This window comes from Verrucomicrobium sp. BvORR034 (genome assembly GCF_000739635.1).
Lineage (GTDB): Bacteria > Verrucomicrobiota > Verrucomicrobiia > Verrucomicrobiales > Verrucomicrobiaceae > Verrucomicrobium.
In genome coordinates this window covers 1-8,850 of the sequence record NZ_BATQ01000036.1, presented here as the reverse complement: position 1 = coordinate 8,850, position 8,850 = coordinate 1, and the positions used below count along the sequence as shown (strand labels likewise).

Below are 8,850 nucleotides of genomic sequence, written 5' to 3'. Positions count from 1 at the left end.
CTGGCAGGCTTCCCCGTGGGCAACGGTGAGATCCCCCTCTTCTCCCCCAGCCCGGTCAGGCCCGGAGTCAGTCTCACCGACGGACGCGACTACATCGGCCCGCAGGTTGATACCGGCTTCCGCGTCAAGGAGCACGCCTCCCCACGGCGACTCGCCCTCTCCGCCGACCTCGCCTGGCTCCTCGTCAGCAGCGGAGCCAAACACCTGCCTCTCTACTATGAGGGCGAACTGCCGCTCAAAGGCGTCATCAAGGGCAGGCCCTATCCCGTCGTCTGGATCGACTGCGCCGAGCCCCGACCGGAGTCAAACCAGCCCGTGGCTCTCCATCACTTCCACGACGACCTCCTCGGCCGCAAGCCGGTCAACCATGACCTGCTCAGAGCCTACCTGAAGCACTGGTTCGAGGAAAAGAAAGGCACCCTCCCCGTTCCCTTCATCCACACCGACCCGTTCGAGGAGTTCACCCCACCGCCGCACTACGAGCAACTCCGCGACGCAGTCGTGCGGGAACTGCGCGACCACTTCCTCGCCAAAGCCTCGGAGGAGGCTCTGCCAATTGAGGATGAGGCTGGCACCACCACCCCTGAAGACAGCGACCTGTTCCTCAGCACCTTCATGGAGCGCCTGCAAGGCCTTGAACCACCGCCTTCATAGACTCCTTCATCAAATCTTTGTGCCTTCGTGCCTTTGTGTGAGCCACCCTCACCACCTACACACCCGCCCCGTGGAAAACCCCATGAGCCAGGCTATTCCAGAGTCAACTTGCTTCTCTCTCGTGGAATTTCAAGCCGCAAGCACCCTCCCCCATTCACGGCGTCCACGTAAACTCCGCGAGCCGCCGCACAATCGCCGCCCCGCGCTCCCCGTGCTTCGCGGTGATCTGCTCAGGTGAGAGATTGCTCGTCCACAAGATCGGCAACCCGCGGGAGGTCCGATGCTCGACCAGATCCTTCAGCTCCGCCGTAATGGCCTCGGTGTGCTTCTCGTCGCCCAGGTCGTCCAGAAGCAGCACGCGCACACGCTTGGCCTCCCGCAACGTCGAGAAGGCCCGCGCACCAACGCCGCCCTCCTGCCATTGGTCGCTCACTGCGAGGGACAGCTTCGATGCCGGCAGGTAGAGCCAGGAGCATTGCTGGCGACGCAGGACCGCGCACAGGAGACGCGTCTTGCCCATGCCGGTCGCACCCAAGAGCCCGATCCCACGCTTGCTCCGGGGGTCCCACTCGCGGCAATGGCGGATGGTGTCCTTGCTCATGGTGGAGAGTGACGGGGTGAACTCCGTGCGATACACCTCAGGAATTTCACTGAACCTGCGGATCTGCAGTGCGTCCGCTGCCGCTGCACGCTCCTCCGACTCCTGACGCTCTTTCTCGGCCAAAAACGCCCCTCTCTCGTTCCAGAATGCCTCATCGTCGAGCAGGATGGAGAAGCGCTCGTGAGCGTGAGCGAATGCTGCTTGAATGCTGATCGGTTCGCTCACGGCTGCCCCTCCTTCTTGTCGGTTCGATACTTGTCCATGGCACTGCCAAAAAGCCCCGGCGGCTTTGCTTGGTGAGCGGCAGGCGATGGCTGGCCGCGGCCGGCCGGCTTCCTGCGGTACTCGTTGGCCTTCCAGCTCGTGGCGTAGTTGTCGAAGATGGGTTGCCACTTGCGAATGGGAACGTTGTTCAGCATCCAGCCCGTGCCCTCATGCTGGTTCCAGAACTTCTCCGCGCACTCCCGGGGCGTCATGCCCCTCTCTGAGTAGGCGATCACTTCCTCCAGAGTCGGCCAGGAGTCGCCCCCCTCACGCGGTGTGTGTATCCCATCGGGGTGGGTGGTGGGTGGTGATGGGGCAGTGGTGGGTGGTGGGCATTCTTGTGGCATTGCCTGCGGGATTCCCTGTGGCAATGCCACGGCATTGCCGGGGCATTCATCTTCACCTCCCGCGGCATGGGCGCGGAACACCTCCTGGGAGACCAGGTGCGGAGGCAGGGGCTCACCGGGATGCCAGCGCTTCCATGCAGACAGCGTCTGCTTGTACCGGTTCGCGAGGATGCGCTCCACCTGCTCTGCACGCAGAGTTTCCATGAACCCATTCCTGCGGAGTCCATCCTCGGCCACGGGGAACTTCTCGACAATGCGGCCGGAGAGTTTGCCTCGAGCCAGTGAGGTGAGTTCCTTCAGATCAGCGGGGAGAAAGCCCCTCATCCACTGATGCCCCAAGAGCCGCCAGTAGCGGCAGATGTCCTGCTCGCTCCAGCCTTCCACAGCGAACCAGAACCGCTCTGGGAAGAAGTCGAATGCAGGGGCGTGTTTGATGAGTGTCTTCATGCTTCGAATGGCAGCTCGTGCTGGTCCGGGTTGGCGATCGCGTGGTCCGTGCTGAGCTTCCGTTTCACGCTCCAGGAGAGGGTGGAGGTCTGCTTGTCCCCGCCCAGGTCCAGCACGATCTGGAAGCCGAAGGTCATCTTCAGCGCCTCCTTGTCCTGCGCCTGGGCTTCATCCACCACGGCGGCCAGGTCCGTGAGGATGTCTGCCTGGCCCTCCGCGGCGAGCTTGCGGAGATCGATGGAGGCAGTGTCAAATATGGCGGCGAGTCGGTCTGAGTTCATAGGGGGAATGAGAAGTTTTCAGTTTGAAGTTTGAAGTTTTCAGCTTGGCGTTGGGCTGCGCGTCAGGCGTGGGGGCTTGTAGTTTGGATTTTGAAGTTTGAGATTTGAGATTTGAAGTTTGCCGCAGGTGGCGAAGCTTGTTTCATCTCACCTCAGGTCCAGGGTGGATTGGTGTTCGCTGAAAGCGGTCGTGGCAGGAGCAGGCCCATCGGACGGCGGCGGTGCCTCCGGATCCGGATCCGGCCTCAGCCGATAGATCTCGACCTGCGTATGCTCGGCCTCGCCCCGGCGGGCTTTCCGCTGGAGGGTCTGGATCCGGACGAGCGACGGAGCGTCGTCAGGTATGAGGCCAGCGTATCGGCAGCAGTCCACGTGGTATTTCTCGCAGAGATTGTCCTCATCGAGCAGGCGGACCCGCACGCTCGTAATGCGGACAAGAAACCGCGCTGCAGACTTTCCTTGAACCGCGCCCTCTCCCAGTGCCCCATGGCCAGCACCGTGTTCCAGCTCGGCAGCCGGCCCGGGACGTGGAAGGTGGTCAGCAGCACCGCCGATGCCGTCTCCGCCGCAGGGGGCGGCTGGGACGGCGGCGGAATGGGAAGGAGTGTTGAAGCAGGCGTTGGCGTTGAGGCTGGGGTTGACGTTGGCATCGGCATTAGCAATTGCAGGCGGGGATTGAGCCAACCTGCCCAAGGGCGGCTGGCGCGGGCGATGGTCGCTCATGGCTCAAGCCGCCTCCTTCCGCGCAAAGGTCAGGATCGCCCGCCCCTCCCGCAGCTGCCAGAAGCGGCCGCAGAACGTGCGCGCCAGGCGCAGCAGCGCCTCCGGCCCCACCTTCTGCCGGTGCAGGATGGGGGCGCGGCGCGCCGTGATGACGCGGCCCTTCACCGTAATTTCCCGCAACCCCGCCCACACCGGGATGATCTCCCGCGCCAGCACGCCCTGCGGGCACACAAAGTAAAACGCCGCCGGGCCCTGCGCATCCCCGCGGGCCAGACGCTCGTGCTTGTCCCCCTTCAGGTGGTCGCGCTGGAAGTCCCCGCGGCAGGTCTTGATCTCGTGCTCCATGGCATAGCCCATCTCCGTGATGGAAAAGACATCGCACTCCCACCAGTGCGGGGGCGTGAAGTTCGGCGCCACCAGGCCGTGCCCGCTGTCGAGCAGGTGCAGCCACAGGGCGTGTTGCATGTCAGCCTCAGTCATACGCCCTCCTTCTCCTGGTGATTCTTCTGAACCAGCTTCTCCAGCAGCGCCGCCATGCGGGCCTGCTGGGCCGGGCCTGCCGTCAGCATGTGGGAGGGCTTCAGCGCATGCGCATACATCCCGCCCTCCCGCGCAGCCTCATGCAGGGTCATGCCCACCGCCTCCGCCGCCTTCCGGATGCGCTCCCCCAGGTCGATGAGTTCCGAAAGGTCTGCCGACGGCTCCTGGGGCGTCCAGGGCTCCGCTGGCAGTTCAGGTTGTTTCCCAAATCTCTTCTTCCGGCATGGCCTGCCGCGTTTCCCCTTCGGGAGCGCCTTCACAGATTCACGAGGGTTCGCAAAATCAACGGCCCGTGCCCTGGCACCGGCGTCGCCACTGGCACCGGCCTCCGCATCACCTTCCCCGCCGAGACCGGCATCCAGATCCACATCCACATCCACATCCACATCCAGATCCCCGTTCAGGTCCGCCGCCGATGCCGAAGCGGATGCCGCACCCCTGCCCCTGCCTTTACCCTTGCCCGTGCCCGTGCCGCACATGGGCAGGAGAGTGCCTCCCAGCCGCCGGCCCGCCGGGGCGGCATCATCCGTGATCACCTTCACCAGGCCGCGACGCCACAGGGCGAAGTGGATCTTCTTCAAGACCGTGTCGCCCCCCGGCATGTCCGTCCACCGCAGGCCGCCGAACCGCTGCTGCCAGATCGGGGTCGGGTCCACGAAAGCGGCGGGAGCGCTGCCAGAGATTGAAGGAGAGAAGGATCGGGACATGGGAAACAACGGAGTGGGGGTTTGGCTTGCAGACAGGGTGGTGACGCGCTCCCCGCTCACCCCGGCAGGCCGACACAACTGCCCGCCGGGGTGTTTTGTTTTGGTTTTGGGGTGGGAAAGCTTGGATCCAGGAAATCACACGTGGTCCGATGGAGCGCGACTGACGCACTGACGCACTGACGCACTGGCTTACTGAATCACCGAACCACCGGAGTTCGCGGCGAGCATGCACTGGCGCACGTGCCAGAAATCATGATCCTCCGCGCAGGTGGCGTCATCGCAGTGCTCACGCTTCTCCGCGATCGCCGCCGCGTACTTCTGCAGCAGCTGGCGGATGCCCTCGCACTCCTCCGCATCGAAGGCCGGGTGGCGGCGCTCCTTGCGGGAGCGCACCACCGCACTGATGAAATAACCCATCGCCTCCACCTCGTCCCCGTCCAGGATCGCCGCATCCGTCTCCTCCGTGTGGCGCTCGTCCGCCCACAGCAGTTTTTGCAGCGGCAGGGAGATCTGCTGCTCCGCCAGCTGCAGGGCCGCATCCAGATCACTCCAGCGCGCCATCTCCGCATGCCGCGTGGCCGCCCGCAGGCACAGCTCGGCCTCGATGAGGCGCGCGCGCTCCAGCTCGAACCGCGCGGACGACTGCAAACACGCGGGCAGCTCCTGCACGGCCGGCAGGTTCGTGAGCACCACCTCGAAGGTGGCCTTGGCGACAGGATCGGTGAGTTGGAGACACATAAGAATGGAATGGGGAATGCGGAGTGCGTGATCTGAAGGCGTGGGATCAGCCAATCGGCGGCTCGCTCGTTGAAGTTTGAAGTTTGGATTTTGAAGTTTGAGCTTCGCTGTTCGCCACCGGCACGCCGTCGCCAGAGGAGACGTTCCCGGTGGCCTCAAACTCCTCCAGCACCCGCAGGAGGCCGATTCGGAGCATTTCAGACATCGTGAGGAAGGTCCGGGAGCGGAGGCGCTGGGCGCGCTCGCTCGTGTCACGGTCGATGCGGGTGGCGGCAGGAATGTTCATCAGGGTGTAACGAATAGTTACAAATAGTAACGATTGAGGTCAATAACTTTTTGTTGCGAATGTTAACGCCGCACGGCAAAGGGTTAGGCCTATGGCCAAGACCAACCTCATCGGGCTCCGCGTGGACGACGCCGATATCGCGCGCTTGAAGCGCTTCAGCCAGAAAACCGGGATCGAGGCCGTGACGTTGGCCCGCGCCGCGCTGGCTGCTGCGCTGGATTATTTTGACGAGCACGGGCGCATCACCCTGCCGCTGCAGATCCAGCCCGAGGGGGCCGGAAAGCCGGGTGCCGATGCCAGTGGAAAAAAGTAATACTGTTCACACGAACAGTTTGCCATCCGGGCGGGTGAATGCAATGTTTTGTCGGTAGCACCGGGTATGACCGGGTCTGACCAAGTAGCACCGACAATCAACACATTTGAACCATGTCTTCAAAGAACCGCTCCACCAAACTCCCTCCCGATCTTGCCGATGCCGCTGAGCTCCGCGCCAAGGCGCTGGGCTACGCGTCCTGGAGCGCCTACATCAAGGCCCTCATCCGGTACGACCTCGTGGTGCAGGGGCATCACACCCTGACCCTGCCCTGGTCCCACCAGCCCCCAGACAGGCAGGACGAGATCGACGCCCACCTGCTCACCCTCACCAAGCGCGGCGCCGGCGAGCGCGGCCAGCTCCTGGAGCACATCCTCGAACGCGTACGCGATCCCGCCAAGGTGGCCGAAGGCCTGCGGGAAGCAGCGTGATTCGGTAAGAGGTAGGGACCGGTAAGCGGTAAGCGGTAGGTCAGTAAATGGTGGGCAGCAATCTAGTGGGTCGCAGCTCTCCCGAAGCTCGTGGTTGCGTTCGTGAGAACGCGAATCCCTCGCGGCCCCTCCCCGCCCCAAGCCCGGCCTTCGCCTCCCTCACGCCATCGCCACAGCAGCTCGCAGCTCTCCCCGAAGCTCGTGGTTGCGTTCGTGAGAACGCGAATCCCCTTGCAGCCCCTCCCCGCCCCAAGCCCGGCCTTCGCCTCCCTCACGCCATCGTCAGCGTGCCTCCCCGACGGGTGCCCCCTTTCCTTTGAGGGGCTACCTTTATACCAACGCCCTTTTAACATAACGGAAACGCATTTCCCTTATGTTAAGGCTGCCAGCCATTCAGAAATGGCGCTAACCTCATCTACATTACACGCTCGGCAGCCCCCAGCCGTAGTCCGACGATCTCCGCCAGCTCAGTGTGCCGCAATGGTTCGCGACCAAACCCCCAGACATCTCCCTTCCGCCGCCCCGCATCACTCCATCACTCCCGCTTTCCCCCCCTTGCCCCAGGCTTGACAATCCACCAGTGTTGCGGAAAAATCATTCGACGATTATTGTTTGTTTGAACAGCAATTTGACTTACTGTACAAACATCCCGCTGCCATGTCCACCAAGCCCACCCCCATCAACTGGACCAAGCAAGAGGTCCAGAAGTTCGCCTCCGACGCCGCGAACAAGCTAGGCTACCAGGCTGGCGGTGACATTGAAAAGATCGTCCGCCATCTCGGCGGGACGGTGCGTCGCACCGACTGGGACAGCGTGCTCCAGACCGGCTCACTTGAGGTGATAGAGGAGAGAAACTTCCTCATCAACCTCAGCCCCTACTCTGGCGAGCGCCGCGCCCGCTTCACCATGGCGCATGAGCTCGGGCACTACATGCTACATTCCAACCTTGGCAAACACCCCATCACAATTCAGCGGGATGGCGAGAACAACCGTGTTGAGTGGGAGGCCAACTGGTTCGCTGCTGGTTTCCTCATGCCCGAGGCCGAATTCAAGCGACTGGCCGCCCGTGGTTGGAGCGATGCGGAAATCGGGGAGCACTTTGACGTTTCGGAGGCGGCCGTAGAAATTCGCCGGAAAGCCCTTGGCTGCTAGGTCTTTGCCGAGATCTCAATCCAATCGTGGTTCGAAGAGCCCGACCGCACAGGCTGGTCGTGACTCAATCTACAGCTACGTCGCAGGCACCCGCATGGTGCTGTTTCAGAGCGTTGATCTGGAGGGCTCCACGGGCTACAAGCAACGTCTTGCCGATGGTCAGAACCAAAAGTGGCGGCAGGCTATAACCGACTTTCTTGAGGAGTTCCCCCAATGTTATCGGTCTAACTACGCCTCGTTGCAGCGCAAAAAGAAGCTGCCGCAATGTCCTCAGGCGGTGCTGTGGAAAGTTCTTGGGGACGAACTCGTCTTCAAGGCCGAAGTCACCCGTGGGGCGGAGGTGTCACTCCTCACCACTGCCTTTCGTGAAGCACTCGGAGAGTACAACTCCAAGATCGACGAACTGCAACGCGAACGCCGCGACCAGCGCAGTCCAGACGGCGGGGCCCAACTGAGAGTGAAAGGCTCCTCCTGGACAGCCGGCTTCCCCGTCACGAATGCCGTCATCCATACTGGTACCGTCTTCGACTATATCGGCCCCTCCATGGACATGGGCTTCCGCCTGGGTGCCTTGGCCACGCCCCAGCGACTCGCCATCTCTGTCGAGCTCGCCTGGCTGCTCGGCACCTTTGATGCCAAGTTCCCCTTCCACTTTGCAGGCCGCACAACGATCAAAGGCGTCTCCGAAGGCGTAGGCTACCCCTACCTCTGGATAGAGATACCGTCCTCCACATACTATGAGCGCGAACTCGATCTAGTGGGCGGGCAGCGACTCCGCCCCCATGTTATTGCTGATCTCTGCTATCACTTCATCAAAGAGCACGGCGTCCCCGGCTACCTGCCCTTCCTGATAAGCGAATCAGAAAAAACCGCCAAGCCCAGCGACTACAATACACGCTTGAAAAAGCATCCAGGACGATCTCCGGCGCGCCTACTTTCCCGATGAAGACGCAACCACCGGTGCTCCGCTCAAGAGCCCAGATCAAAGGACCGAAGAAATAGCAGAACGTCTTTCACACCTGGAGCCTCCTCCGAAGAGGGCCTCATGAGACAGCCGGGACGGGACGGGTGCGCTTGTTCAGGTAGTTTCCCACATCCCAAGCCGCCCAAAGAGCCGGGACGGCTCTTCCACCTTCTCCATTTCGCCCGCCAGCCGGGAAACTCAAAGGAGGCGGGGGTTCCCAGCCCCGCGGGTGAGCGGAGCAATCGCCACCACCTTTCGCCGTGACGCGACCTCGCCCTCTGCCACCTCATCCCCTCCGCTCCCCACCTCACCAGCGCCGCCAAAGCGGCCGTTCGTTCAAGGTCGTGCCCTGAGCCTCCGACGCCGCAATCTACCTCCGGGCACTGACTATCCCACCTCATC

The 8,850-nt window shown here is 62.7% G+C and carries 12 protein-coding genes and 1 pseudogene; 5 read left to right on the top strand and 8 right to left on the bottom strand.

Translation table 11 applies throughout. The features are described 5' to 3' along the window. Nucleotides 1-654 (top strand): annotated as a pseudogene (locus BV034_RS05970) (hypothetical protein); the annotation flags it as partial. A gap of 154 nt (nucleotides 655-808) precedes the next feature. Here the strand turns inward: BV034_RS05970 and BV034_RS05965 are convergent. From BV034_RS05965 to BV034_RS05930, 8 genes are all read right to left on the bottom strand, one after another. Continuing rightward, the gene (locus BV034_RS05965) at nucleotides 809-1,480 is read right to left on the bottom strand and encodes an ATP-binding protein (protein ID WP_050025123.1); all 672 of its coding nucleotides are present in this window, start codon (nucleotides 1,478-1,480) and stop codon (nucleotides 809-811) included. Next, nucleotides 1,477-2,313, bottom strand: a complete 837-nt coding sequence (locus BV034_RS05960) for a hypothetical protein (protein ID WP_050025122.1) — start codon at nucleotides 2,311-2,313, stop codon at nucleotides 1,477-1,479. Before BV034_RS05960 ends, BV034_RS05965 begins: the two co-directional genes overlap by 4 nt. Next, nucleotides 2,310-2,594, bottom strand: a complete 285-nt coding sequence (locus BV034_RS05955; protein ID WP_050025120.1) for a hypothetical protein — start codon at nucleotides 2,592-2,594, stop codon at nucleotides 2,310-2,312. Before BV034_RS05955 ends, BV034_RS05960 begins: the two co-directional genes overlap by 4 nt. A 147-nt stretch (nucleotides 2,595-2,741) precedes the next feature. Then, nucleotides 2,742-3,317 carry a hypothetical protein gene (locus BV034_RS05950; RefSeq protein ID WP_050025118.1) on the bottom strand — a complete coding sequence of 192 codons (576 nt, stop codon included), beginning with the start codon at nucleotides 3,315-3,317 and terminating at the stop codon, nucleotides 2,742-2,744. Nucleotides 3,318-3,320: 3 nt separating this feature from the next. After that, nucleotides 3,321-3,782, bottom strand: coding sequence for a hypothetical protein (locus BV034_RS05945; RefSeq protein WP_265592687.1), 462 nt, complete (start codon nucleotides 3,780-3,782; stop codon nucleotides 3,321-3,323). 11 nt (nucleotides 3,783-3,793) lie between these two features. Next, nucleotides 3,794-4,564, bottom strand: a complete 771-nt coding sequence (locus BV034_RS35730; RefSeq protein WP_050025114.1) for a hypothetical protein — start codon at nucleotides 4,562-4,564, stop codon at nucleotides 3,794-3,796. A gap of 189 nt (nucleotides 4,565-4,753) precedes the next feature. Continuing rightward, the gene (locus BV034_RS05935; protein WP_050025109.1) at nucleotides 4,754-5,302 is read right to left on the bottom strand and encodes a hypothetical protein; all 549 of its coding nucleotides are present in this window, start codon (nucleotides 5,300-5,302) and stop codon (nucleotides 4,754-4,756) included. Nucleotides 5,303-5,348: 46 nt separating this feature from the next. Beyond that, nucleotides 5,349-5,588 (bottom strand): hypothetical protein, encoded by a 240-nt coding sequence (locus BV034_RS05930; RefSeq protein ID WP_050025108.1) that lies wholly within the window; start codon nucleotides 5,586-5,588, stop codon nucleotides 5,349-5,351. 91 nt (nucleotides 5,589-5,679) lie between these two features. Here BV034_RS05930 and BV034_RS05925 point away from each other — a divergent pair, with 91 nt between their 5' ends. From BV034_RS05925 to BV034_RS05905, 4 genes are all read left to right on the top strand, one after another. After that, nucleotides 5,680-5,901, top strand: a complete 222-nt coding sequence (locus BV034_RS05925; RefSeq protein ID WP_050025105.1) for a hypothetical protein — start codon at nucleotides 5,680-5,682, stop codon at nucleotides 5,899-5,901. A 113-nt stretch (nucleotides 5,902-6,014) separates the two neighbouring features. After that, entirely contained in the window at nucleotides 6,015-6,332 is a 318-nt protein-coding gene (locus tag BV034_RS05920) for a hypothetical protein (protein ID WP_050025100.1), read from the top strand. A gap of 657 nt (nucleotides 6,333-6,989) precedes the next feature. Next, nucleotides 6,990-7,484, top strand: a complete 495-nt coding sequence (locus BV034_RS05910; protein ID WP_050025091.1) for an ImmA/IrrE family metallo-endopeptidase — start codon at nucleotides 6,990-6,992, stop codon at nucleotides 7,482-7,484. A gap of 4 nt (nucleotides 7,485-7,488) precedes the next feature. Then, the gene (locus BV034_RS05905) at nucleotides 7,489-8,430 is read left to right on the top strand and encodes a hypothetical protein (RefSeq protein ID WP_265592686.1); all 942 of its coding nucleotides are present in this window, start codon (nucleotides 7,489-7,491) and stop codon (nucleotides 8,428-8,430) included. Nucleotides 8,431-8,850 lie beyond the last annotated feature (420 nt).

Excerpts from the sequence above, each read along its gene's own strand:
- BV034_RS05960 (WP_050025122.1), bottom strand. The coding sequence starts at position 2,313 with ATGAAGACACTCATCAAACACGCCCCTGCATTCGACTTCTTCCCAGAG.
- BV034_RS05955 (WP_050025120.1), bottom strand. The coding sequence starts at position 2,594 with ATGAACTCAGACCGACTCGCCGCCATATTTGACACTGCCTCCATCGAT.
- BV034_RS05950 (WP_050025118.1), bottom strand. The coding sequence starts at position 3,317 with ATGAGCGACCATCGCCCGCGCCAGCCGCCCTTGGGCAGGTTGGCTCAA.
- BV034_RS05945 (WP_265592687.1), bottom strand. The coding sequence starts at position 3,782 with ATGCAACACGCCCTGTGGCTGCACCTGCTCGACAGCGGGCACGGCCTG.
- BV034_RS35730 (WP_050025114.1), bottom strand. The coding sequence starts at position 4,564 with ATGTCCCGATCCTTCTCTCCTTCAATCTCTGGCAGCGCTCCCGCCGCT.
- BV034_RS05935 (WP_050025109.1), bottom strand. The coding sequence starts at position 5,302 with ATGTGTCTCCAACTCACCGATCCTGTCGCCAAGGCCACCTTCGAGGTG.
- BV034_RS05930 (WP_050025108.1), bottom strand. The coding sequence starts at position 5,588 with ATGAACATTCCTGCCGCCACCCGCATCGACCGTGACACGAGCGAGCGC.
- BV034_RS05925 (WP_050025105.1), top strand. The coding sequence starts at position 5,680 with ATGGCCAAGACCAACCTCATCGGGCTCCGCGTGGACGACGCCGATATC.
- BV034_RS05920 (WP_050025100.1), top strand. The coding sequence starts at position 6,015 with ATGTCTTCAAAGAACCGCTCCACCAAACTCCCTCCCGATCTTGCCGAT.
- BV034_RS05910 (WP_050025091.1), top strand. The coding sequence starts at position 6,990 with ATGTCCACCAAGCCCACCCCCATCAACTGGACCAAGCAAGAGGTCCAG.